The following is a 23969-nucleotide window of genomic DNA, read 5'->3' on the forward strand; positions in this document are numbered from 1 at the left end:
TCAGGTTCCGCCGTTGACAGTCTTCAAACCCGGAAAACCGAGCTTCTCGCGTTGCGCGTAATAGGCCCTGGCCACCGCCTGGGCCAGGGTACGCACGCGCAGGATGTAGCGCTGGCGTTCGGTCACGCTGATCGCACGGCGAGCATCCAGCAGGTTGAAGCTGTGGCTGGCCTTGCAGACCTGTTCGTAGGCCGGCAACGGCAGGCCCAGCTCGACCAGTTTCAATGCTTCGGCCTCGCACGCATCAAAGCGGTGGAACAGTTCGCTGACGTCGGCATGTTCGAAGTTGTAGGTGCTCTGCTCGACTTCGTTCTGGTGATAGACATCGCCATAGGTGACCACGCCACGCGGTCCCTGCGTCCAGACCAGGTCATAGACGTTGTCGCAGTTCTGCAGGTACATGCACAGGCGTTCCAGCCCGTAGGTGATTTCACCCAGCACCGGTTTGCATTCCAGGCCACCGGCCTGCTGGAAATAGGTGAACTGGGTGACTTCCATGCCGTTCAACCAGACTTCCCAGCCCAGTCCCCAGGCGCCCAGCGTCGGCGATTCCCAGTTGTCCTCGACAAAGCGCAGGTCGTGCACGCGTGGGTCGATGCCCAGCGCCTTCAGCGATTCCAGGTACAGCTCCTGGATATTGTCGGGGTTCGGCTTCATCACCACCTGGTACTGGTAGTAATGCTGCAGGCGGTTGGGGTTTTCACCGTAGCGGCCATCGGTGGGGCGGCGGCTGGGCTGCACATAGGCGGCGCTCCACGGCTCCGGACCCAGTGCGCGCAGGAAAGTCGCTGGATGGAAGGTGCCGGCGCCGACCTCGATATCCAGCGGCTGGATCAGCACGCAGCCTTGCTCGGCCCAGTACTGGTTGAGCGTCTGGATGAGCTGTTGGAAACTGGGTCCCTGGGTGGTCGATCCGGCCATGATTAATCGTGTGCGGCGTAAAGCGGGCTAGTATAAGCGCAACCCACGTCCTGCCCCGATTCTGTCTGGTCAATCCTGCCCCGTGAATGCCCTCGTCCACGCGCCTTTCCTGATTATCGAAACCGGCCAGCCGGTACCCAGCATGCGACGTTACGGACGCTTCCCTCACTGGGTTCGCGTGGCCGCCGGCCTGCAGGCCGACGAAGCCATCGTCGCCAATGTCGAACAGGGTGATCCGCTGCCCGAGCCGGTCGGCTTTGCCGGGGTCATCGTCACCGGCTCCGGGGCGATGGTCACCGACCGCGCCGAATGGAGCGAGCGCAGCGCGCAGTGGCTAGGCACAGCCGCGCACGCCGGCTTGCCGGTGCTGGGAATCTGCTATGGCCACCAGTTGCTGGCCCACGCGCTGGGCGGCGAAGTCGGCGACAATCCGGCCGGCCGCGAGATGGGTACGGTGACCATCCGCCTGAATCCGCAGGCCAGCCAGGATCCACTGTTCTCGCGCCTGCCGGACACGTTTGCCGCGCAGGCCACCCATCTTCAGACCGTGCGCCGGGCACCGGAAGGAGCCACGGTGCTGGCCGACTCGGCACAGGACGATTGCCACGCGTTCCGCTGGGGCAACAGCGCCTGGGGCGTACAGTTCCACCCGGAATTCGCCGCCCACCACATGCGCGGCTACGTCCATGCGCGCCGCGATGCGCTGCGCGGCGAGGGCCTATGCCCGCGGACCCTGGCCAAAAACGTGACGGCAGCGCCGCAAGCACGCACACTATTGCGGCGATTCACCCGCCACGCCCGCCAGCTGCAACGGCGCTGACGTCTTCCTACTGATCCGGAACTGCTGATGTCCAACCCCAACAAGCTGCTGGCCAGTGCCGGCGCCGAATGGCTATTGAACGGCTTTGCCCTGTTGCGCAAGGCGCCGCTGGCGCTGGGCATGCTGGGCGTGCTGTGGGGCGTGGCATCGCTGCTGGTGGTGGCACTCGGCAGCCAGTTGCCGGTCCTGTTCATGGCGCTGCAGTTGCTGCTGGTGCTGGCCGGGCCGCTGTTCTTTGGCGCCATGATCTGGGCGGTGCGCGAAGTCGACCAGGGCCGACGCGCGCATCCGGCGCATCTGCTGCAGCCGATCCGCGATGGCCATGCGCCGGCCCTGCTGGCAACGCTGTTGCCGCAGGTGGTCGCGGCACTGGTGCTGGGCGGCTTGCTGTTCGCGATGATTGGCAGCGACCAGCTCAAGCACCTGGCCGATGTCTGGTTGCAGATGCAGGCCATCGCCGAAGCCGGCGGGCAGCCGGATCCATCGCTGGTCGAAGGGCTGCCGGCCGGTCGCCTGCTGCTGTGGTTCGCGCTGGTCATCGCCACCTTCGTCGCGATCAAGTGGATGACTTTCATCGCCGCGCCGCAGATTCTGTTCGATGGGGTGCCGGCATGGACCGCGATGCGCAACAGCCTGCGCGCGTGCCTGCACAACTGGCCGGCGATGCTGGTGTTCTATCTGCTGGCTGGCATCGCCATCTTCGTCACCATGATGGGTACCTTCATGCTGGCGCTGGTGCTGCAGCTGGCGGTTGGCGCGGCATTGGCGATGATGCTGTGGCAGTTGCTGCTGCTGGCGGTGCTGATGCCGCTGCTGGCCGGGGCGATGTACGCCGCATGGCGGCAGATGCTGGGCCGTCCGGATGTGGTCGCGCCTGGCGTCGTTGCGCCGTCAGCGCCTTCCCATTTCGAAGCCTGATTGCACCCTGATGTAGAGCGCAGCTTGCTGCGCTGCAGTGGTTGACAGGGCGCGCGACGCAGCGCAGCAAGCTGCGCTCTACGAGTCTGGTGTTGTTTCAGCGGCAAACAGCGCAGCAAGCTGCGCTCTACCTCGGATCAGGCTTTGTGTTGCGCGGCCAGATACTCGGTGCTCTGCATTTCGAACAGCCGCGAGGCGGTGCGTTCGAACGCGCCCTGCAGGCGGGTGCCGGAGTAGAGATCAACAGGTGCGGCGGCGGCGGTACAGACCAGGTTGACGTGGCGGTCGTACAGCTCGTCGATCAGGTTGACGAAACGCCGTGCGGCATCTTCGTTGTTGCGATCAAACAGCGGGATGCCGCCAAGCAGGACCGTGTGGAATTCGCGCGCGATCTCGATGTAGTCACTGGTGCCACGTGGGCCTTCGCACAGCACCGCGAAGTCGAACCAGGCCACGCCTTTGCCACGCCCGCGCACGGCAATCCTGCGATCATCGATGACGATGTTGCCTTCGCGGGTGGCATGGCCGGCGCTGAGCTCGAGCCAGCGCTCGCCCAGCCACGCATCCGATTGCGCGTCCAGCGGGGCGCGATACACCGGTGAACGGGTCAGCGCACGCAGGCGATAGTCTTCCTGCCCATCCGAACGCAGCACCACGCAATGCTGCTGCAGCAGCTCGATGGCGGGCAGGAAGCCGGCGCGCTGCAGGCCGTCCTTGTACAGATTTTCCGGTGCGGTATTGGAGGTCGTGACCAGGGTGATGCCTTCGGCGAACATCCGTTCCAGCAAGCGCGCCAGCAACATCGCATCGCCGATGTCGGTGACGAAGAACTCATCCAGTACCAGTACCCGCAGCTTGCCGCGCACCTCGCGGACGATCTTCGCCAGCGGGTCGCTCTCGCCGGTATGTCTGCGCAGGCGCTCATGCACGCCACGCATGAAGCGGTGGAAGTGGGTACGGTACTTGCCACCTTCGGCGTGGCTGCGCGGTCCCTGGCCCTGGCCGGAAAACGAATAGGTCGGCAGCGGCAGGTTGTCGTAGAACAGATCGACCAGGAAGGTCTTGCCGCGGCCGACTTCGCCCCAGTAATACAGCCCGCGCACGGCATCGACCGGCTTGCCCAGCAGGCGGCCGAAAAAGCCGGGCTCGGCAGGCGTGTCCAGCAGTGCGTTGTGGATGCGGTCGAGTTCGGCCAGCGCGGCGTGCTGGACCGGATCGTCCTGCCATTGGCCTTGTGCCGCACCACGCGCATACACCTGTGACGGCGTCAGAGCGCCCGCATCGTTGTCCGACGTCATCCGATCCAAGCTCAGGCGGCCGGCAGATGGGCTTTCATTGCGTGCTTGATGGCGCCACGCAGATCCATCAGCTTGCGATGGAAGAAATGACTGGTGTCAGGCATGCGGATCACCTCCGGCGGCTGCTTGAGGCTGTCGACCCAGTCGTACACCGCCTGCGGCGAGACGACCTCGTCCTGTTCGCCCTGGATCAGCAGCCACGGCGAGGTCGGTGCGACGATCCCGTCGAAATCCCAGCGGCCGGCCGGCGGTGCAATCGAGATCAGGGCGTCAGCCTGCAGCGCGGCGGCATTGCGCAGCGAGACATAGGCACCAAAGCTGAAACCGGCCAGCCACAGGCGGGTACCGGGCCGTTGCGCACGTACCCATTCGACAACCGCGCGCAGGTCCTCGGACTCGCCATCGCCGTGATCAAACACGCCTTCGGATTCGCCGGTGCCGCGGAAGTTGAAGCGCACCGTGGTCGCGCCCAGTTCGCGCAGGCTGCGTGCGGCCATCACCACGACTTTGTTGTGCATGGTGCCGCCTTCGGTCGGCAGCGGGTGGCAGACCACCGCCACCAGCGGCAGCGCGGTCACGTCATCGTCTGGCAACTCGACCTGCACTTCCAGTTTGCCGGCAGGCCCTGGCAGGGTCAGCGCGGCCGAAGTGTCGGGAAAGGCGGGATGGGGGCGGGCGGGATTGACCATGCCGCTATGATAAGGCCTCGCCCGGACGCGTGCTGGCCCTGCGGCCGCGTGCCTGACTGCCAGCCATCGGCCGGCGCCCCTTCCTGCAACAAGAAACGGTTTCCTGGATGGCTTTCGACGCATTCGCACTGATCCTGGCCATGCTCGCGGTCGGCATGGGCTTTGCCCGGGCGCGGCTGTTGCCGGCCAACACTTCCGAGGTACTCAACCTGGTGGTGTTGTACGTATGCCTGCCGGCAGCGGTGCTGCTGTACGTACCGCGGCTGCATGTCGATGCTTCGCTGCTGGGCATCATCGCCACGCCATGGCTGCTGATGCTGGCGACGCTGGCGCTGGTCGGGCTGGCCAGCCGCTGGCTGAAGTTCCGCCGCGACGAATATGCGGTGGTGGTGCTGTGCGTGGCATTGTGCAACAGCAGTTTCATCGGCTATCCGATGACCCGCGCGCTGGTCGGTGAGCACGCCTTGCCCTATGCGGTGGTGTATGACCAGTTCGGCACCTTCATCATGCTGTCCACGTTTGGCGTCTACATGGTCGCCCGCTACAGCGGCAGCGTTGCCCCGAGTGGTCGCCAGATTGCGCTGCGGATCCTGAAGTTTCCGCCGATCTGGGCACTGCTGGTAGCGGCCACGATAATGCCGGTGCAGCCGCCAGCATGGATTGCCAGTGGCCTGCAGAAACTGACCGATGCGATGCTGCCGCTGGTGATGCTGGCGGTGGGCTTTTCGATCCAGCTGAAGATGCCACGCGACGAAATCAAACCGCTCGCCACCGGCCTGCTGCTGCGCCTGCTGGTGATGCCGGCGCTGGCGGTGCCGCTGTCACTGTTGTTCGGCATGCGCGGCGAGATGTTCCAGGCCAACGTGCTGGAATCGGCGATGCCGTCGATGATCAGCGCCGCGGCGCTGGCGATGGCCCACAACCTGGCACCGCGGCTGGCCTCGGCCCTGATCGGCTACGGCATCCTGCTGTCGCTCGTGACGTTGCCGATGTGGGCATGGCTGGCTCGCCAATTGGCAGCCTGATTGCACCCGTAGAGCGCAGCTTGCTGCGCTGTCGCTGTATCCCGGCCAGCGGAGCAAGCTCCGCTCTACCCTGGGATTGCACCCGTAGAGCGCAGCTCGCTGCGCTGTCGCTGTATTCCGGCCAGCGGAGCAAGCTCCGCTCTACCCGGGGATTGCACCCGTAGAGCGCAGCTTGCTGCGCTGGAGCTGTATTCCGGTCAGCGGAGCAAGCTCCGCTCTACCCGGGGATTGCACCCGTAAAGCGCAGCTCGCTGCGCTGGAGCTGTATTCCGGTCAGCGGAGCAAGCTCCGCTCTACCCTGGGATTGCACCCGTAGAGCGCAGCTTGCTGCGCTGGAGCTGTATTCCGGCCAGCGGAGCAAGCTCCGCTCTACCCGGGGATTGCACCGTAGAGCGCAGCTTGCTGCGCTGTCGCTGTATTCGGGCCAGCGGAGCAAGCTCCGCTCTACTGCTGCTTTCAGAAGGCGTGGTCGAAGCCAACTTCGCCCTGCACGCCGACCTGGTATGCGGAGACGCGGCGTTCGAAGAAGTTGGTCAGTTCCTGTACGTCCTGCAGATCCATGAACGGGAACGGGTTGCTGGACCCGAAGTGCTTGGGCATGCCGAGCTGGACCATGCGCTGATCAGCACAGTATTCCAGGTAATGGCGCATGTCCTTCAGCGACAGCCCGGCCACGCCGCTGGACAATGCATCCTCGGCGAAGGCGACTTCGCAGTCGACCGCTTCGCACATCATCTGCACCACCTGTGCCTTGAACGCATCGTCGATCAAATCCGGTTCTTCCTCGCGCGCGGTATTGATTACTTCAAACGCAAACGCCATGTGCGCGCTTTCGTCGCGGAACACCCAGTTGGTGCCACTGGCCAGGCCATGCAGCAGCCCGCGAGAGCGCAGGTAGTAGACGTAGGCGAAGGCGCCGAAGAAGAACAGGCCTTCGATACAGCCGGCAAAGCAGACCATGTTGAGCAGGAACTGCCGGCGTTGCTCGCGGGTTTCAATCCGCTTCAGATCCTGCACCGAGTCCATCCATTTGAAGCAGAAGTCGGCCTTCTGCTTGATCGACGGAATGTTGTCGACCGCGGCAAAGGCCTTGGCGCGCTCATTGGGATCGGGCAGGTAGGTGTCGAGCAAGGTCAGGTAGAACTGCACGTGCAGCGCTTCTTCGTACAGCTGGCGCGACAGGTACATGCGCGCTTCCGGTGCGTTGATGTGCTGGTAAAGATTGAGCACCAGGTTGTTCGACACGATGGAATCGCCGGTGGCGAAGAAGGCGATCAGGCGCTCGATCAGATGCCGCTCGGCGGGCCCGAACTTGTGCTTGAGATCGTGGGTGTCCAGGGAAAAGTCCACTTCTTCCACGGTCCACGTGTTGCGGATCGCATTGCGGTACATCTCGTAGAACTGCGGATAGCGCATCGGCCGCAAGGTCAGTTCGAAGCCGGGGTCGAGCAGCAGTTGGCGATTGTGGCTGGACATGGATTTTCCTGTTGGGTGCATCCTCCGCGAGCGGCGGATGGCATGGAGCAAGCGCCCGGCGAAGACGGCGCGGTTGGCGATGGATGCGCAGGCCGGCCCAGGCACCACGCTGGCCGAGGCAATGGCCGGCGGCCATTGCATCGATCCGATATGAAGAGGGCGCATCCTTGCGCCGGGAACATCCATGTTCCGTGGTCCGGCAATCCTTCAGTCAAGTCCCCACGCTATGGTTCGTAGCGATCATGCACGTAGCGGGAGATGTAGCTGCTCAGTCCCTGGCCCGCCTGTGCCAGTCGTTTCATCCGTCTGACGTGGTCGGTGCCGGCGCTGGCATGGCTGTAGACGTAGATCCGCGGGGAGTTGTGAAACCTCACCGCGATCGCATCGGTGCGGATGTCGTAAGCGGCCACGCCTGAATCTCCGCTCAGGTCGAGGTAGCGCTGCATCGCCGCCTCGCTGGGTCCAGATCATTGGCAGGCCTCGCAGGCTTCCGGGTTCTCCAGCGAACAGGCGACCGCTTCACTCGGGCTGTACTCCGGTCTGGGAGCGGCGGCCGCGCTGTTGCCGACGGTGGTCTTGGCAATCCTGGTCGCCGGCCGCGAGCGCAGGTAATACGTGGTCTTGATGCCTTGCTTCCATGCGTACATGTACATCGAGGACATCGCGCCGATGTTCGGGCTTTCCATGAAAAGATTCAGTGAAGCGCTCTGGTCGATGAAGGCGCCGCGACCGGCGGCCATGTCGATCAACGATCGCATCGGCAACTCCCAGGCGGTACGGTAGATCTGCCGCAGTGATTCGGGAATCTGGCTGATGCCCTGGATCGAGCCTTCCGACTGCTTGATCAGGTCGCGGATCTCGGCCGTCCAAAGCCCCAGTTTCTTCAGCTCGTTGACCAGATAACGGTTGACCTGCAGGAAGTCACCGGACAGCGTCTCGCGTTTGAAAAGATTGGACACCTGCGGCTCCACGCATTCGTAGCAGCCGGCAATCGAGGCGATGGTGGCGGTCGGCGCAATTGCGATCAGCAGCGAGTTGCGCAGGCCATGCTGCTGGATGCGGGCGCGTAATGCATCCCAGCGTGCGTTGTCCTGTGGCTGCACCTGCCAGGCATCGAACTGCAGCTCGCCATTGGCGGCGCGGGTATCGCCGAACGAAGGATGTCGGCCGCGTTCCTCGGCCAGCTCGCAGCTGGTTTCCAGGGCGTGGAAATAGATGGTCTCGGCAATCCGGTTGGACAGGGCGCGGGCAGCGTCGCTGTCGAACGCCAGCCGCAGCTTGAAGAACACATCCTGCAAACCCATCACCCCGAGGCCGACCGGGCGCCAGCGCAGGTTGCCGCGGCGCGCGCTTTCAATCGGGTAGAAATTCAGGTCAATCACCCGGTCCAGCTGGCGTACCGCCAGGCGCACGGTCTCGCCCAGCTTGTCGAAATCGAACAGCGGCTGCTTCAGGTCAGGATCGGTATCCAGGTGATGGCTGAGGTTGATCGAGCCCAGGTTGCAGACCGCGGTTTCCTCGGCGCTGGTGACTTCCAGGATTTCGGTGCACAGGTTGGACAGATGGATGACGTTGCCACGCTTGGCGGTCTGGTTGCTGGCCCGGTTGCACTTGTCCTTGAAAGTCATCCAGCCATTGCCGGTCTGCGCCAGCGTGCGCATCATCCGCGCGTACAGCTCGCGCGCCTTCACCGTCTTGACCGCCTTGCCCTGGGCTTCGGCCTGCTCGTAGGCGTTCTCGAATGCCTCGCCAAACAGATCGGTGAACTCGGGCACCACCCGCGGATCGAACAACGACCAGTCGGCGTCGGCTTCGACCCGCTTCATGAACAGGTCCGGCACCCAGTTGGCCAGGTTGAGGTTGTGGGTGCGGCGGGCCTCGTCACCGGTGTTGTCGCGCAACTCCAGGAATTCTTCGACATCGGCGTGCCAGGGTTCCAGGTAGACGCAGGCCGCGCCTTTGCGCTTGCCGCCCTGGTTGACCGCCGCGACCGACGAGTCCAGCGTCTTCAGCCATGGCACGATGCCATTGCTGTGGCCGTTGGTGGAGGTGATCAGCGAACCACGCGAACGGACCCGGGTGTAGCTGACGCCGATGCCGCCGCTGAACTTGGACAACTGGGCGATGTCGCCGTAGCGCTGGTAAATCGACTCCAGCGAATCCTGTGGCGAGTCGAGCAGGAAGCACGAGGACAATTGCTCGTGGGTAGTGCCGGCGTTGAACAGCGTCGGCGAGCTGGGCAGGTAATCCAGTTGGCCGAGCCGCCGGTACAGCGCCAGTGCTTCGGGCACGTCTTCGCTCAATGCGCAGGCAATCCGCAGGAAGAACTGCTGCGGGGTTTCGATGACCTTGCGGGTGTGCGGATGGCGCAACAGATAACGGTCATACAGCGTGCGCAGGCCGAAGTAATCGAAGTTCATGTCGAGGCTGGCATCCAGCGCGTCGTTGAGCTTGCGCGCATTGGTCTGCACGAAACCGAGCAGGCGCTGGTTGATCAGGCCGACCTCGTGGCCGCGGGTGACCGATTGCGAGAACGCATGGATTTCCTGGCCGGTGACTTCCTTGCTGATGACCTGCGCCAGCAGCCGTGCGGCCAAGCGGCTGTATTCGGGTTCCTCGGCGGTCAGCAGCGCTGCGGTGCGGATCGAAAGCTCGTCCAGCTCGCGGGTGCTGGCGCCGTCGTACAGCCCGGAAATGGTGCGGGTAGCCACCCGCATCGGGTCGATCGCATGCAGGCCTTCGCAGTTGCGCTGCACCGCACGCACGATCTTGTTCAGATCGACCGGCTCGCGCTGGCCATTGCGCTTGGCCACGCTCATCGCGGTCGCGGTTGGCGGCGGGGTCAGCAGGAATTCGCTATCGCCGGCAGCGACAGTGGCGTCGGTTTCAGCCTGGTCATCCAGGCCGACAGGGGTATTGGTCACGGTTGTTCCCTCCATGCGCGATGCACGCGTCGGCCCGTCCCTCGCAGGTCCGCGGGTGGCTCGGTGATCACAGGGTGGAGGAGCGGCGTCGCAGCGATCGCGACAGCGCGGACCCATCGGCAATCGATGGCCGGCTGCACGGCAGTGCGTCACCAGCCATCTCCCCCCGGAGATTCCGCGGCCGGCACCACGCGCTGTGCTTCGCGTGGCTGTCGGCAGGTCTTCGGACTCGTGGACATGGAAGCGATGCTTCCGGCCTGGCTCGCCGCTTCCCGGGAACCTGTGTCCCAGTGCCATTGGCGAGTTCGTTTCCACTTACCGCTGCGGGGCAGTGCTGGACTAGCGCGAGGCGTCACCAGCTTCCCTATTAATCCCTTGGCCATCAGCCAACGGAACCGACGGCCACAAGATAGTGGGGTTGCTGGAAGGCGTCAACACCAAATATGGATTCATGTCGCCGTTCAGGCCGAAACCATGCGCCCGTTGAATCGTGCGGCATCGCCAGCTGGTCTCACAATTTGTGAGATGCAATGACACGATGGCGTGCGTACAGTGGGGTGGTACACACAATAGCCGCCGCCGTTTGTGCTGTGCTGGTTTAGCTTGCAGATCCGGTGGCGTCGCATCCCGATAGGAGATTGACGTGCTGAAAAGGATCATGATTGTCCTGCTGGGCATGGCAACGCTGGCGGTCATCGGTATTTTCGCGCTGGCCTACCGCCCCGCCATCGGCCCGGTCGCAGTCCCTGCCGCAAGTTCATTCGCACCTGGGCTGATAGCCAGGGGCCAGCAACTGGCCGGGGCTGGCTACTGCGCGACCTGCCACACCCGCAGGGGCGGCGAACCGTACGCCGGTGGCCTGCCGTTCCCGACACCGTTCGGCACCATGTACAGCACCAACATCACTCCGGACCCGGTGACCGGTATCGGCCAATGGTCGGAGGAAGCCTTCCGCCGGGCCATGCATCAGGGCGTGGCACGTGATGGTTCGCATCTGTTCCCGACCTTTCCGTATCAGCATTTCAATCTGATCACCGATGAAGACATCAGCGCGCTGTATGCCTTCATCATGACCCGCAAGCCGGTGGTGGCCGAAGCCCGCAAGTCCGACATCCCATTTCCGCTCAACGTGCGCGCGTTGCAGGCGGGCTGGAAGCTGCTGAATTTCCGTGAAGGCCAGTACGGTCCGGTCGACGGCAAGGACGCGCAGTGGAACCGTGGCGCCTATCTGGCCGAGGGCCTGGGCCACTGTTCGGCCTGCCACAGCCCCCGCAACAAGCTGGGTGCGGAAAAGTCCGGCGACCAGCGCTATGCCGGTGCCGAGATCGATCACTGGTATGCGCCACCGTTGACGGCGGCCAATCCGGCAGCAGTGCCATGGACGCCGGATGAGCTGTACCAGTACCTGCGCGAAGGCGCCACGCCGCTGCACGGCGTGGCTACCGATGTGATGTCCGACGTCATCCAAAAAGGCCTGTCGGAACTGCCGGATCAGGATATCCGCGCACTTGCCACTTACTTTGCCGATCGCATGGGCACCAGCGGTGCGTCGATCGACCGCGATGTGATCAACGGCGAACTGGCCAAGGCCAACCTCGCCCAGCACTCGCCACAGCGCGATGGTGGCCAGGCGCTGTACCTGGCGGCGTGTTCTTCATGCCATTACAACAATGACGCAGGTCCGCAATTGCAGCGTCCCGAACTGGGCATCAACACTGCCATCACGGCTGATGATCCGACCACGTTGCTGCGGGTCATCCTGCAAGGTGTCAGCGTCGATCAGGGATTGCCCGGAGTGATGATGCCCGGTTTCGGCCACAGCATGAGCGATGCCCAGGTGGCGCAGCTGGCCGCATGGTTGCGCAGCAGCCGCAGCGACCGACCGGCGTGGCCGGATCTGGAACAGCGTGTCACCCGGTTACGCAAGGACCTGGCGGCGTCGGAACGTTGATCGCGCCCGCATCGTCCTTCCAATACTTCCTGCATGGAGCCGCAACATGAGCCAATTCCTGCTTAACGGGCGCGAGGTCAGCGTCGCCGACGATCAGACCCCGTTGCTGTGGGCGATCCGCGACGAACTCAAACTCAAGGGCACCAAGTTCGGTTGTGGCATCGGCATGTGCGGCGCCTGCACCGTGCATTTGAATGGCCGCGCCATCCGCTCCTGCATCACGCCGGTCGGCGCGGTGGCGGGCCAGGCGGTAACCACCATCGAGGGCCTGAGCCCGGATGGCCAGCATCCACTGCAGAAAGCCTGGGTCGCCGCGCAGGCGCCGCAGTGCGGCTACTGCCAGTCAGGGCAGATCATGCAGGCGGCCAACCTGCTGCAGGATTTCCCCAATCCCTCCGATCAGGACATCGATGCGGTGATGTCCGGCAATCTGTGCCGCTGCATGACCTACGGCCGCATCCGCGAGGCGATCCACCTGGCCGCGCGCGAGTTGCAGGGGCAATCGGCCACGGCTGGAAACGCTGGCCATCCGGATGAGGGCCAGCGCCATGAATAAATTCCGCAGTGCCAAATCCAACGGGCGTGGCTTGAGCCGGCGCGGTTTCCTGATCGGCGCCGCCAGCGGTGGTTTCGTGATGGCGTTTTCGCGCGCCTCGGTGCTGCTGCCGTCGCAGACCCCGGCCAGTGCCATCGCCGACAACGACTACGAACCCAATATCTGGTTCCGCCTGCAACCGGACGGCATCATCGTCGTGCATATCATCCGCGCTGAAATGGGCCAGCATGTCGGTACCTCACTGGCCCGGATCTTGGCCGATGAACTGGAAGCGGACTGGAACCAGGTCCGGATCGAGCATGTCGACACCGATCCCAAGTGGGGCGAGATGTCGACCGGCGGCAGCTGGTCGGTGTGGCAGACCTTCCCGATCTTCAGTCGCGCCGGTGCTGCCGGTCGCATCGCCCTGATCGAAGAAGGCGCCAGGCTGCTGGGCGTGCCGGCCGCATCCTGCCAGGCCCGCAACAGCCAGGTGCTCGGCGGCGGCCGTTCGATCAGCTATGCCGAAATCGTGCAGCGTGGTGATCTGACCCGCAGCTATAGTGCCGAACAGATGGCGCAGCTGCCGATCAAACCACCATCGGAACGACGCTTGATTGGCATCGACACCGATGCCATCGACATTCCCGACAAGACCGACGGCCAGGCGATCTACGGCATCGATGCCGAGATCGAAGGCATGGTCCACGCCAGTCCAAGAATCCCGCCGACCCGGCAGGGCTCGACCGTGGTGTCGGTCGATGACTCGCAGGCGAAGAAGCAGGTCAAAGGCTACCTGCGCAGCATCGTGCTGGAAGATCCATCCAACACCGTGCCCGGCTGGGTGGTGGTGTGTGCCGATTCGACCTGGGCGGCGATGCAGGCGGCGCGGCTGGTTGATGTGCAATGGAGTAACGATGACACCGCCGCGGTATCGGAAATCGATTTGCAGGAACACGCGCGGCAACTGATTGCCGACCCGGAGCAGGGTGCGCGGGTGGTCGCTGATGCCGGTGTCGAGGACGCATTCGCCAGCGCCACGTCGACACTGGAACGCAGCTACAGCACCGCCAGCGTGCTGCATTTCCAGCTGGAACCGGTCAATGCGCTGGCGCTGCAGAAAGACGGCCGCTGGGAAATTCATACCGGCAACCAGTGGCAGACCCTGATCCTGCCGACACTGGCGGTCGCCCTGGGTGTCGAGCAAACCAGCATCATCATGCGTACCTATCTGCTCGGCGGCGGTTTTGGCCGGCGCCTGACCGGCGACTATGCGGTGCCGGCGGCGCTGGCGGCCAAGGCGCTGGGGCGGCCGGTGAAGCTGACCCTGACCCGCGAGGATGACGCCCATTTCGATCCCTTCCGTTCGCCATCGGTGCAGCGGGTGATGATGGCCTTCGACAACGCAGGCAAGGTCCAGGCGATGCAGCACGATGCTGCCGCCGGCTGGCCGTTGCTGGCCAACGCCGGTCCCGATCAGATGCCGAAAAGCAGCGATGGCAAGCCGTACGATCCATTTGCGGTGGCTGGCGCCGATCACTGGTACAACGTTGGCGCGCACCGGGTCCGCTGCATCCAGAATGATCTGGCCAATCGCGCGTTCCGGCCGGGTTGGCTGCGCTCGGTCGGACCGGGCTGGACCAACTTCGCGCTGGAAAGCTTCATGGACGAGGCCGCTCATCAGCTGCAACAGGATCCGGTGCAGTTCCGCCTCGGCATGCTTGATGCCAGTGGCAAGAACGCCGGCAGTGCGCCGAATGCCGTCGGTGGCGCATCACGCCAGGCCGCGGTGCTGCGCAGGCTGGCCGAAATCAGTGGCTGGGGCGGCGAACTGCCTGCCGGTACCGGCATGGGTATCGCGACCTCGTTTGGCCAGGAACGCGACATGCCGACCTGGGTCGCCTGCGCGGCACAGGTCAAGGTGGATCGCGACAGTGGCCAGGTGCGGGTGGAAAAACTGTGGGCGGTGGCCGATGCCGGTACCATCGTCCATCCCGATGGCGCATTGGCGCAGATGGAAGGTGCGACCTACTGGGGCTTGAGCATGGCTCTGCACGAAGGCACACGATTCGAGAATGGCCGGGTGCGCGACAGCAACCTCAACAGCTACACGCCGCTGCGGATGACCGACGCAGTGCCACTGCAGATTGAATTCATGCCCTCGACCGAGGTCCCGGTCGGCCTTGGCGAACCGGCCACGACCGTGGTCGCCCCTGCCATCGCCAACGCCATCTTCGCCGCCAGCGGCGCACGCGTGCGGCAATTGCCAATCAGGCCCGACGCAGTGCTGCAGGCGTTGAAGGAATCAGCCGCGGGTTGACCCGCAGCCGCCTTGGCCCGGGCGCGATGGTCAGCGGGTAAACCGCACGGCCTGCAACGCCTGCTGCAGGCGGGATGAGGCCACGTCGGCGGTGAACGGAGCGGTACGCGGCGGGTCATATACGTCGGGGCGTACCCCCTGCACGATCAGATCAATGGCGACGCAATAGCCGTTGCGGACCGCGCGGTAGGCTTCCATTGTCCGATAGTGGCTCATCGCCGCATCAGCAGCGCTGAAGTGGCGGAATGGCTGACCATCGATGCGGACCTCATCGCCATCGCCGGCTCTGGCAGCGGATGGCGCTTGCAGACAGTGCGCCAGCGCCTGCGGATCGTTGCTGCTACCCAGACGCATAGCTGCCGCGGTGACCGCGTTGGAATCATCCAGCACCAGCATCGCCAGCAGTTGGCCGGGCGCATCGGCATCGGCCTTCCAGCTGCGGTCGAAGGCGAAATCGTCATCGGGCAGGTCTGTCTGATGCAGCGAAAAGTCCGCGATTGGCAACACGGCAATGGCTTCCGGCGCGTGCTCGAACAGCGGCTGCAATGCCTGCCGCGACGGCGGCGCTGATACCTGGGCGGGCGCAGCAGCAGCCGGTCCGGCACCAGCCTGTTCAGAGGGTGGCGGTGCGGCGGCAGGTTGGCAGGCAGCCAGCAACCCGGCAGCGCAGAGCAGACTCAGTGGATAACGCATGGTGGGGTATCCCTTGGGAACTCGATACCAGCAGTGTGCCAGCCGTGCCGGCAACGCCACATCAATCAGCGCTGTCGCCGAGCATGATCGCTGCGGTCAGCGGCGACCGGACACCGGTGGCGCGCCGTCGGCCTGGGCCGGCACCAGCCAGCGCGCGGCGAGGATGCCGGCCTCGTACAGCAGGTACATCGGGATCGCCAGCATCAATTGGGAGATCACGTCCGGTGGGGTGATGACCGCGGCCAGCACGAAAATACCGACCAGCACATAGCCGCGCGCCTCCTTCAGCTGCGCCGGCGTGACCCAGCCCAGCAACGCCAGGATCACCACGGCCACCGGCAGCTCGAAACTGGCGCCGAAGGCAAAGAAGATCACGACGACAAAGTCGAGATAGGCGCTGGCATCCGGGGTGATGGCAATGACGTCGGGTTTGAACTTGACCAGGAAGTTGAACACCATCGGCAGGACCAGGAAATACGCGAACGCGCAACCGGCATAGAACAACGCGACGGCCGATGCCAGCAGCGGCGTGGCGACCCGTTTTTCGCGCTGGTAGAGGCCGGGGGCAACGAATGCCCAGGCCTGGTACAGCAGCCATGGTGCGGCGAAGAACAGCGCCACGAAGAAAGTCAGCTTGACCGGGGCGAAGAATGCGCCGGCCGGGTTGACCGCCAGGAAGGTCTGGCCGGCCGGCAGGCGTTCGATCAGCGGTTCGGCCAGCCAGTTGTAGATGCGGCTGGTGAAAGGCAGCAGGACGACCAGCACCAGCCCAAGCCCCATCAGCGCGCGCATCAGCCGCGTGCGCAGTTCCAGCAGGTGTTCCATCAGGCTGCTTTCGGTGTCCTGCGGCTCAGCCATGACGGGGATCCTCGCTGGAGGATGCGGGCGCCGGAGCCGGTGGCGGCGGTGACGGCGCAGCATCGCCGCTGCGGTCGCCTTCGGCTGGCGCGCTGACATCGGCGGCGCGATGCAGATCGCCAGCATCATTGGTCGGCATCAAGGTCGGTTCGGCCAGGCTGCTGACTTCCGGCGTCGATGCGGAAGCCGGCTCCGTGATCGGCTCATCCGCGCTCAGGGTTTCGGCCGGCGAGGTTTCGGTGGCGATGGTCTGGTCGACCGGCTGCTCGCCGGCCGCAGCATCGGTGGCTTTGCCGGTGTCGAGGATCGATCGTTGCAGTTCGTCCACGCCCTGCTGTGCCTGCGTGCCGGCATTGCGCAGGTTGTCCTGGGTCGCGCGCAGCTCATCCTGGGCGGCTTTCAGGCTGCGCTTGAGCTCGTCGGCGGCCAGCTCGCGCTCCAACTCTTCCTTGACCGAGTACCACTGCGCGCGCGCGCGGCGCACCCACAACCCGGCAAACCGGGTCGCCTTGGGCAGGCGTTCGGGGCCCAGTACCACCAGGGCAACCACGGCCACCACCAGCAGCTCGCTGAAACCGATGTCGAACATGTGTCAGGGACGCGGGAACCGGCGGCAACCCGGCTCAGCGGGCATTGCGGTCGTTTTCCTTGCTGTCGCTGGTGGTTTCGTCACGGCGCGATTGATCGCCGAGCTGGCCGGTGGGCTTGTCGTCGTCGTCGTTCAGGCCCTTCTTGAAACCCTTGACCGCCTCGCCCAGATCCTGGCCGGCGTTGCGCAGGCGCTTGGTGCCGAAAACCAGCAGCACGACCACCAGCACGATGATCCAATGCCAGATGCTTAAACCGCCCATGGTGTGCTCGCAGAAAAAGTGAAAGAGGGAAAAGGATACCGCAGCCGCGGGCCTGGCGCGTGCCCGTGGCGATGGTGCTGCTGCTTACGGCATGCCGTCCAGAGGTTCGGTCTGCACGCTGTCCTCGGCAACCGGCTGGAAGCCCTGGGTTGGCTGCTCGACCGGTTGCGGCGGGGTCACCACCGTGGCCGGCACTACCGGGGCGGCCGCCTGGGCCACCGGCGCGGCCGCCGGCTGGCCACTGGTACCGCGTGCGGCGCGTGCGGCGGCGGTGGCTTCTTCCAGCTCATCGCGGAAGCCCACCACGGCATCGGATGGCGCCCCGGCGCGACTTTCGAAAATCGCCCGCGGGGTTGCCGCGCTGCCGTACACGGCGACGTTGGCGTCATCGTCGATCTGCAGCACCGCGCCATCCAGCGCGACCCCGGCGAACAGGCCGCGCGCGCGCGACCATGACCAGATTTCGGCCTTCAACTGGCCGTCGGTGGAAGCGTTGGCATTGCGCCCGACCGGTCCGGCGGCGACGCCGGCATCGGCGCCGAGGGTGAACTTGCCGTTGACGATGTCATTCAGGTTGCGATCGTTGCGGAACACCAGCACCACGTCGGCTGACTGCACCCCGGCCTGGAAGCCGATGCTGCCGCCGGTCAATTTGATGAAGGTCGGCTGCGACCAGCTGCCATCGGCGTTGCGCACCGACATCAGACCGTGGCCGCGGCGGGCGCCGATGACCAGTCCGGCCTTGAGCGTGTCGGGAATGACCACGATGGCCTTGGCCTCGTCCAGCAGTTTGTCGGGGATGCTTTCTTCGGGAATCTGGCGGATTTCGGACAGCACGCGCACCGCATTGGTGGCGCGCTCGTCTTCCTTGGGACCGGCGACGGCCTGGCCCGCGACCAGCGCGGTCGCCAGCACGGCGGCGGTGAGTGTTGCGATGGCACGCGGTGCATTGGCACGCAGCAAGCGGGGCATGGGGCACTCCAAGGTAATGGAACAAAAAGATGGGCTAACGCGTTGATTGTTCAGCCTAGACGCGGCTGCGTGAATCAGTGATGAGTTTGGCCAGGGCAGCTCTGGCCACGGCATCGGCGTGGGCTTCTGTCATCATTATGAACATGTCCGCGCCCCCTGCCTCCCCCGAACGTCACGCCCTGTTGCTGGTCAACCTGGGTACCCCCGACGCGCCTACGCCGCCCGCAGTGCGCCGCTATCTGCGCGAGTTCCTCAGCGACCCGCGGGTGGTGCAGATACCGCGCCTGCTGTGGCTGCCGCTGCTCAATGGCGTGATCCTGCCGTTGCGCGGCAAATCGGCGGCACATAAATATGCGCAGATATGGCTGCCGGAAGGCTCACCGTTGGCGGTGTACACCCGCCGGCTGGCCGAAGCCATGCAGGCCGTACTGCCACAGATGACCGTATTGCATGCCATGCGCTACGGATCCCCCGGCTTGGCGGCGCAGTTGCAGCAGCTTCGCCAGCAAGGATGCCGACGGTTGACCGTGCTGCCGCTGTATCCCCAGTACTCGACCACCACCACGGCTTCGATCACGGATGTGCTGGACCGGCACGCACGGGATTTCGAGCTCGATGTGATCGAGGACTATTCGGTCAATCCACATTGGGTCGCGGCGGTGGCCGCGGCCATTGGCGACTGGCGCCAGCGCCACGGCGCAGGCGAGCACTTGTTGTTCTCGTTCCATGGCCTGCCGCAACGGGTGGCCGACAACGGCGACCCGTATCCGCAACGTTGCCAGGCCAGCGTGGCAGCCATCGTCGAGTCACTGGGCCTGCGCCCGGAGCAGTGGAGCCTGAGTTACCAGTCGCGGTTCGGCAAGGAACGCTGGCTGGCGCCGGCCAGCGATCAGGTGCTGGCCGAACTGCAGCAACGCGGAGTCCGCAGGATCGACGTGGTCTGCCCGGGGTTTGCGGTCGATTGCCTGGAAACGCTGGAGGAAGTGGCGATGGGTTTCGCCGCCGAGGTCAGTGCGCGGGGCGGCCAGTTGCGCTACATCCCATGCCTGAACGACTCCCCCGGGCATGCCCACGCGCTGGCAGCCATGGTGGGTGGGTCGTCGTCGGAGGCAGACGATGCAACTGAGTGAATTCGAGGCCGCAGTGACGCTGGGGCCGTTGGGTGGCCTGCATTGTCGACATCCCGGCGCGGAACGGGTCATCGCCCTGCATGGCTGGCTCGACAACGCGGCCAGTTTCATTCCACTGGCCAGTCACTTGCCGGACCTGGACTGGGTGGCTCCGGATCTGCCCGGTCATGGCCGCAGCTGCCATATCGCCGCCGGCACCGAATACAGCAGTTTCCTGGCGGTCAACGCGATTCTGGACCTGGCCGATGGACTGGGCTGGGAGCGGTTCAGTCTGGTCGGCCATTCGATGGGCGCCGGCATCGCCAGCATCATCGCCGCGGCCGCGCCGGAGCGGATACGGCGGCTGGTGTTGATTGAAGCCCTGGGGGCGCTGGCCGAAACCGTCGAACGCACCACCGCGCGCTGGCGCGAGGCGGTGGCCGCGGCGCGCGCGCTGCCGTCCAAGTCATTGCGGGTGTTTCCGGATCTGGAAGCACCGATCCGCGCACGCATGCGCGCCAATCATCTCAGCGAGGCCTCGGCACGGCTGCTGGTCGAACGCGGAGTCAAGGCCGTGCCCGGTGGCTACGAATGGAGCACCGATCCGCGCTTGACGCTGCCGACTCCGCAACGCCTGAGCGAAGCGCAGATAAGCCATCTGGTGACCGGTATCCAGTGCCCGGTACAGGTCATCTACGCCGAGCCGGCGCAAAGCTATTTTCCCGAGCCGCTGCGCAGCGAGCGGGCTGGGTTGCTGCCGCAGGGCCAGCTGGCGACCATGCCGGGCATTCACCATCTGCACATGGACAACCCGGCTGCGGTCGCATCGATAGTGGCGGATTTCCTGTGTCCGACTGATTGAGCCCGGCGAGCAGCTGGCTGCCATGCGCGCGCTTGGCGTCGCAGAATTCCATCACCAGCTCGATATCGCGCAACCGGATCGGCTGGCCGCTTTCCCACCAAGGTGCGATCAGCTGCCTGATCTCCGGGTCCTTGCTGGCCAGATAACGCAGGATGCTGGTCTCACCGGTACTGGCGATGCGCTCGACGGGCTGCTGCCAGGTGGCCGGCCCAGCGGCGCTTTGGCGGCTGCGCAGCATCGCGTGCAGGGTCAGTCCGGCCGCAGCCGATGCCAGCACCAGCGCGGTCACCAGCCACGCGGCTGAACCCAGCCACCCGCCGAGCACGCTCGCCAGCATCGCCACGCCGGTTATCGTCGCGGCCAGCCATGTGCGCCAGGTTTGCTGGCGGCGCGGTCCATGCAAATGGGCTGGCGGCGCCACCGTACCGCTGTCTTCATCTGGCGACGACCGTCTTTCAACCACCGCCTGGCGTGCACGACGCAGGCGCAGCGCGGTTGGCGATACCGCCCGTGGCGCAATCGGCAGGGCGATGGGAACGGTGGCACTCAATTCCATGGAGGACCTCAGTCGCAATGCCGGATGGCACTACTTTCTGATTCGCCAATCCGGGCCTCAAGCGGACAGCAATGCGCGCAGGCTGCCCTTCAATTGCCGACCGTGGTCACGGAAATACTGGCGTTCCTCCCGCCAGTCGGGAAAACGCCGGTCCACTTCAGCCCAGTAGGCGGGCGAGTGGTTGGCATGGATCAGGTGGCACAGTTCGTGCACCAGCACGTACTCAAACGCCGATGGCCGTGCAGTGACCAGACTGAGATCCAGCGCCATCGATCCATCCGGTGCCAATGAACCCCATTGCGAGGACATCACCTTGAACAGGATCTGGCGTGGCGCGCGTGGCAGTTCCGGCAGGTAACGCGGCAACCAGCGGCCGATATCGGCACGCGCCTGGGCCTCGTAGAAACCGCGCAGGCTGCGCTGCAGCGCGGTGGCTCCCAGCCTTGGCGGCAGCTGGATGACCAGGCCGTCGTCCTCGAGGTCCATCTTCAGATAGCGGCCGCTGCGCCATTGCACCGGACAGGGCTGGCCGCGCAATGGAATGCTGGCGGTCTGGCCGGGCAGCAATGCTTCGACCTGCAATGGTTGCGCGTAGTGCAGCAGCTGCTGGGCCAGCCATGGCAGATGCTGCTGCAGGAACTGGTCACCGGCGGCCAGGCTGGCCCGCATCGGCAATGTCAGCCGGGCGCCGCGCTCGTCAACGCTCAGCTTGATCCGCTTGGCGCGTGGATTGCGCACCCGCAGGATGCTGGCGTCGCTGCCATCGGGCAGGGTTACCGCCAGCGTATCGCGGACGGCAGCCGCTGGCGGCGCGATCAGCCGGGGCAGTCGCGATGCCATGCCCGGTTCCCGCCGCCGCTGGAGCGCTGGTCTCGCATCAGGCCTCGACCTTGCTCAGTTTCAACGCGCCTTCCAGCACCACGAACAGCCGCTTCAGTTCGCCGCTCATCAGGGCGAAGCGAGCGTCAAGTTCGGCGCGCAGGTCATCGCGCTCGGTATTTTCCAGCTGGTCGACCGCGCCTTCCAGGAATTTCAGCTTGCGGATGATCAGATCCTCGCCGAGCACGAATGACACGTGGTCATCCAGCACCAGCGCCAGCTTGGTCACCTGCTTGCCGGCCTCCAGATGTTTGCTGATTTCATCACACTGCAATTCCTGGTTCTGGCACTTGACCACCGCGCCGCCTTCCATCGCGTCCTTGAGTTCGCATTCTTCACCCAGGCTCAGGCCCTCGGGAAGTTCTTCGCCGGCGATCCAGCCGGTCAGGATGCTGCGCGGGGCGATTTCGGCGTTCAACGGCAGCGCCGGGAAGCTGCCCAGCGCGCGGCGCACTTCCGAGACCACGTTTTCACCGCTCTTGCGCGAAGAAGTATCGATGGCGATGAAGCCATGTTCCATGTCCAGCAGCGCATCGGTGCGCGAAGTCTTGACGAAGGCACGCGGCAGCAGTTCGTGCAGCAGATCATCCTTCAGCCGCTTGCGGGTCTTGCTGCCCGGCTTGCGTCCTTCGCGCTCCTCGATCTCGGCGACCTTGTCGGCCAGCAGGTCATTGACCACCGAACCGGGCAGGATCTTGTCCTCGCCGCCGACCGTCAGCCAGGTGGCATCGCCCACCGTATGCGACAGGGCTTCCTCACCCCGCCCGAAAGGCGAGATGAAGCCGCGCGACGACATCTCCAGCGGACCGACCGGCTTCAATGCCGCTTCGGGCAGCAGTTGCTCCAGTTGCGAAATATCCAGGGTGGTGGGGAAGCGGAACAAAGTCAGGTTACGAAAGAACATCGAATATCCGTCAGCAAAGAAAAAGAAGGCAAACCGCCGCGCAACGCCGCAGCTTACCGGGTACCCATCTCATGGGTTGAGCCGCCATGGCCGCGGGCCAGGCCGATGAAGTCGAACAGCCGCGGATCGGCCAGTTGCGCCGGGCGTACATCGGCCAGCGCCCGTGCAATCTGTCCAATGCGACCCGGGCTGTCGCGCTCCCATTGCGCCATCATCTCTTCTACCTGCCTGCGCTGCAGATTGTCCTGGCTGCCGCATAGCGTGCACGGAATGATCGGGAAGCGCTGCTGATCGGCGTAGGCGCTGATGTCGCTTTCGCTGACATAGGCCAACGGCCGGATCACCACGTGCTGGCCATCGTCGCTGCGCAGCTTGGGTGCCATCGCCGCCAGCCGGGCGTGGAAAAACAGATTGAGGAAGAAGGTGGCGACCATGTCGTCGCGGTGATGGCCCAATGCGATCTTGGTGAAGCCTTCGGCCTTGGCATGCGCGTAAAGCGCGCCGCGCCGCAGCCGGGAACACAACGAGCACATCGTGCTGCCTTCCGGCATCACCCGGCTGACCACCGAGTAGGTGTCCTGCTCCAGCACCCGGTACGGCACCGCCCGCGCCTGCAGATAGTCCGGCAGCACATCCGCGGGGAAGCCGGGCTGCTTCTGGTCCAGGTTGACTGCCACCAGTTCGAAGCTGATCGGCGCTTTCTTCTGCAACTGCAGCAGGATGTCCAGCAGCGTATGGCTGTCCTTGCCACCGGACAGGCAGACCATGACCTTGTCGCCTTCCTCGATCATCGCGTAGTCGGCGATGGCCTGGCCGACCTGCCGGCACAGGCGTTTACCCAGCTGGCCGCGGACACGCTCCGGCCGCGCGGCAGCGGCGGTGTCTGCCGGCCGGACCGGGTCTTTCAGAGGTAGCGGGAAAACGGCACTCATGGAGCCGGCTATTCTACTGGACAGCCCATGCCGGCCGGCCGCCGGGAAGGCGGTGACGACGCCCCGGTGGCGGTGTACGCTGGCGGCGTGGACGCCCTGGACCCGACCGAGATCAACCGCAAGCTCAATGAGCTCAAGCAGGAGCATCGCCAGCTGGATCAGGACATCGCCCAGCGCCTGGCCAGCATCCAGGCCGACGAGTTGACGGTGAAACGGCTGAAAAAGCGCAAGCTGTGGCTGAAGGACTGCATTGCCCGGCTCGAAAGTGCCTTGATTCCCGACGAGCCAGCCTGACCCGCGCACGCAGTTGACAACTGCCGCGCCGCGTCACCGGACCATTTGTAACCTTCCTGACACCTCCCCATATGCTGGGGTAGCGCGCCAGCGCAACCCCCATGGACAGGGGCGACAGGGTTGGCCCGCTATTTGCTAGGACCATGGGTACTCCAGTTGTCGTGGGCCACTGCCCCGTAGGG

Annotated in this window: 23 protein-coding genes and 1 riboswitch; of the genes, 9 read left to right on the forward strand and 14 right to left on the reverse strand. The window is 64.9% G+C overall.

Features of this window, described 5'->3' with window-relative positions:
• Positions 1–921, reverse strand: a complete 921-nt coding sequence (gene glyQ, locus ABB29_RS13135; protein ID WP_057659817.1) for a glycine--tRNA ligase subunit alpha — start codon at positions 919–921, stop codon at positions 1–3.
• A gap of 82 nt (positions 922–1003) precedes the next feature.
• Here glyQ and ABB29_RS13140 point away from each other — a divergent pair, with 82 nt between their 5' ends.
• Together ABB29_RS13140 and ABB29_RS13145 are read left to right on the forward strand one after the other, a co-directional pair.
• On the forward strand, positions 1004–1741 hold the full coding sequence (locus ABB29_RS13140; protein WP_281177436.1) for a glutamine amidotransferase: 738 nt from the start codon (positions 1004–1006) through the stop codon (positions 1739–1741).
• Positions 1742–1768: 27 nt separating this feature from the next.
• Positions 1769–2659 (forward strand): BPSS1780 family membrane protein, encoded by an 891-nt coding sequence (locus ABB29_RS13145; RefSeq protein ID WP_057659818.1) that lies wholly within the window; start codon positions 1769–1771, stop codon positions 2657–2659.
• Between the two features lie 137 nt (positions 2660–2796).
• On the opposite strand, the gene zapE is transcribed toward ABB29_RS13145, so the two are convergent.
• Positions 2797–3957 (reverse strand): cell division protein ZapE, encoded by a 1161-nt coding sequence (zapE, locus tag ABB29_RS13150; protein ID WP_057660039.1) that lies wholly within the window; start codon positions 3955–3957, stop codon positions 2797–2799.
• Positions 3958–3968: 11 nt separating this feature from the next.
• Positions 3969–4646, reverse strand: coding sequence for an alpha/beta hydrolase (locus ABB29_RS13155; protein ID WP_057659819.1), 678 nt, complete (start codon positions 4644–4646; stop codon positions 3969–3971).
• A gap of 107 nt (positions 4647–4753) precedes the next feature.
• On the opposite strand from ABB29_RS13155, the gene ABB29_RS13160 reads away from it, so the two are divergent.
• A complete protein-coding gene (locus ABB29_RS13160; protein WP_057659821.1) occupies positions 4754–5671 on the forward strand; it encodes an AEC family transporter in 918 nt (305 codons plus the stop codon).
• 456 nt (positions 5672–6127) lie between these two features.
• Here the strand turns inward: ABB29_RS13160 and ABB29_RS13165 are convergent, their stop codons facing one another.
• From ABB29_RS13165 to ABB29_RS13175, 3 genes are all read right to left on the reverse strand, one after another.
• Positions 6128–7147 carry a ribonucleotide-diphosphate reductase subunit beta gene (locus ABB29_RS13165; RefSeq protein ID WP_057659823.1) on the reverse strand — a complete coding sequence of 340 codons (1020 nt, stop codon included), beginning with the start codon at positions 7145–7147 and terminating at the stop codon, positions 6128–6130.
• Between the two features lie 224 nt (positions 7148–7371).
• Positions 7372–7593 carry a hypothetical protein gene (locus ABB29_RS13170; RefSeq protein ID WP_057659825.1) on the reverse strand — a complete coding sequence of 74 codons (222 nt, stop codon included), beginning with the start codon at positions 7591–7593 and terminating at the stop codon, positions 7372–7374.
• A gap of 21 nt (positions 7594–7614) precedes the next feature.
• Positions 7615–9966, reverse strand: a complete 2352-nt coding sequence (locus ABB29_RS13175; RefSeq protein WP_245622642.1) for a ribonucleoside-diphosphate reductase subunit alpha — start codon at positions 9964–9966, stop codon at positions 7615–7617.
• A gap of 302 nt (positions 9967–10268) precedes the next feature.
• Positions 10269–10486, reverse strand: a riboswitch (cobalamin riboswitch).
• A 228-nt stretch (positions 10487–10714) separates the two neighbouring features.
• Here ABB29_RS13175 and ABB29_RS13180 point away from each other — a divergent pair.
• The 3 genes from ABB29_RS13180 to ABB29_RS13190 are packed head-to-tail and all read left to right on the forward strand — an operon-like array spanning position 10715 to position 14877.
• Positions 10715–12022, forward strand: coding sequence for a c-type cytochrome (locus ABB29_RS13180; RefSeq protein ID WP_057659829.1), 1308 nt, complete (start codon positions 10715–10717; stop codon positions 12020–12022).
• A gap of 46 nt (positions 12023–12068) precedes the next feature.
• Positions 12069–12578, forward strand: coding sequence for a (2Fe-2S)-binding protein (locus tag ABB29_RS13185; protein WP_057659832.1), 510 nt, complete (start codon positions 12069–12071; stop codon positions 12576–12578).
• Positions 12571–14877 (forward strand): xanthine dehydrogenase family protein molybdopterin-binding subunit, encoded by a 2307-nt coding sequence (locus ABB29_RS13190; protein ID WP_057659833.1) that lies wholly within the window; start codon positions 12571–12573, stop codon positions 14875–14877. Before ABB29_RS13185 ends, ABB29_RS13190 begins: the two co-directional genes overlap by 8 nt.
• A 30-nt stretch (positions 14878–14907) precedes the next feature.
• On the opposite strand, the gene ABB29_RS13195 is transcribed toward ABB29_RS13190, so the two are convergent.
• The 5 genes from ABB29_RS13195 to ABB29_RS13215 all read right to left on the reverse strand — a co-directional run bounded on the left by ABB29_RS13195 (position 14908) and on the right by ABB29_RS13215 (position 18251).
• Positions 14908–15570, reverse strand: a complete 663-nt coding sequence (locus tag ABB29_RS13195; RefSeq protein WP_157062653.1) for a hypothetical protein — start codon at positions 15568–15570, stop codon at positions 14908–14910.
• Positions 15571–15666: 96 nt separating this feature from the next.
• Complete coding sequence (gene tatC, locus ABB29_RS13200; protein WP_057659837.1) at positions 15667–16428, reverse strand: twin-arginine translocase subunit TatC; 762 nt, start codon at positions 16426–16428, stop codon at positions 15667–15669.
• Positions 16421–17017, reverse strand: coding sequence for a Sec-independent protein translocase protein TatB (gene tatB, locus ABB29_RS16725; protein WP_083487900.1), 597 nt, complete (start codon positions 17015–17017; stop codon positions 16421–16423). Before tatB ends, tatC begins: the two co-directional genes overlap by 8 nt.
• 34 nt (positions 17018–17051) lie before the next feature.
• Positions 17052–17279: a Sec-independent protein translocase subunit TatA gene (tatA, locus tag ABB29_RS13210; RefSeq protein WP_057659839.1), complete on the reverse strand. Its 228-nt coding sequence runs from the start codon at positions 17277–17279 to the stop codon at positions 17052–17054.
• 84 nt (positions 17280–17363) lie between these two features.
• Positions 17364–18251, reverse strand: a complete 888-nt coding sequence (locus ABB29_RS13215; protein WP_057659841.1) for a lipid-binding SYLF domain-containing protein — start codon at positions 18249–18251, stop codon at positions 17364–17366.
• Positions 18252–18394: 143 nt separating this feature from the next.
• Here ABB29_RS13215 and hemH point away from each other — a divergent pair, with 143 nt between their 5' ends.
• Together hemH and ABB29_RS13225 are read left to right on the forward strand one after the other, a co-directional pair.
• On the forward strand, positions 18395–19381 hold the full coding sequence (hemH, locus tag ABB29_RS13220) for a ferrochelatase (protein WP_057660041.1): 987 nt from the start codon (positions 18395–18397) through the stop codon (positions 19379–19381).
• Positions 19368–20222 (forward strand): alpha/beta fold hydrolase, encoded by an 855-nt coding sequence (locus tag ABB29_RS13225; RefSeq protein WP_057660043.1) that lies wholly within the window; start codon positions 19368–19370, stop codon positions 20220–20222. The genes hemH and ABB29_RS13225 overlap by 14 nt, the downstream gene beginning before the upstream one ends.
• Before the next feature lie 613 nt (positions 20223–20835).
• Here the strand turns inward: ABB29_RS13225 and ABB29_RS13230 are convergent.
• Genes ABB29_RS13230 through ttcA form a run of 3 tightly spaced genes read right to left on the reverse strand, consistent with a single transcriptional unit; the run spans position 20836 to position 23493 of the window.
• Positions 20836–21618 carry a M48 family metallopeptidase gene (locus ABB29_RS13230; protein ID WP_057659843.1) on the reverse strand — a complete coding sequence of 261 codons (783 nt, stop codon included), beginning with the start codon at positions 21616–21618 and terminating at the stop codon, positions 20836–20838.
• Between the two features lie 37 nt (positions 21619–21655).
• The gene (locus tag ABB29_RS13235; RefSeq protein WP_057659845.1) at positions 21656–22561 is read right to left on the reverse strand and encodes a recombination-associated protein RdgC; all 906 of its coding nucleotides are present in this window, start codon (positions 22559–22561) and stop codon (positions 21656–21658) included.
• A gap of 53 nt (positions 22562–22614) precedes the next feature.
• The gene (gene ttcA, locus ABB29_RS13240; protein ID WP_057659847.1) at positions 22615–23493 is read right to left on the reverse strand and encodes a tRNA 2-thiocytidine(32) synthetase TtcA; all 879 of its coding nucleotides are present in this window, start codon (positions 23491–23493) and stop codon (positions 22615–22617) included.
• 27 nt (positions 23494–23520) lie between these two features.
• On the opposite strand from ttcA, the gene ABB29_RS13245 reads away from it, so the two are divergent.
• Positions 23521–23787, forward strand: coding sequence for a YdcH family protein (locus tag ABB29_RS13245; protein ID WP_157062654.1), 267 nt, complete (start codon positions 23521–23523; stop codon positions 23785–23787).
• Positions 23788–23969: the final 182 nt, after the last annotated feature.

Origin of the sequence: Pseudoxanthomonas dokdonensis, from assembly GCF_001431405.1 — a bacterium.
GTDB classification, from domain to species: Bacteria; Pseudomonadota; Gammaproteobacteria; order Xanthomonadales; family Xanthomonadaceae; genus Pseudoxanthomonas_A; species Pseudoxanthomonas_A dokdonensis.